The organism is Duganella hordei (genome assembly GCF_040369125.1).
Taxonomy (GTDB): domain Bacteria; phylum Pseudomonadota; class Gammaproteobacteria; order Burkholderiales; family Burkholderiaceae_D; genus Rugamonas; species Rugamonas hordei.
Window position 1 is genome coordinate 1 of record NZ_BPWI01000071.1, and the last position, 216, is coordinate 216.

Consider the following 216-nt stretch of genomic DNA (forward strand, 5'->3'; position numbering starts at 1 on the left):
GAATTGACGGGGACCCGCACAAGCGGTGGATGATGTGGATTAATTCGATGCAACGCGAAAAACCTTACCTACCCTTGACATGGCTGGAATCCTTGAGAGATTGAGGAGTGCCCGAAAGGGAACCAGTACACAGGTGCTGCATGGCTGTCGTCAGCTCGTGTCGTGAGATGTTGGGTTAAGTCCCGCAACGAGCGCAACCCTTGTCATTAGTTGCTA

General features: G+C 52.3%; 1 rRNA gene. It reads left to right on the forward strand.

The features are described from left to right. Nucleotides 1–216, forward strand: a 16S ribosomal RNA gene (locus tag ABWW33_RS33180); the annotation flags it as partial.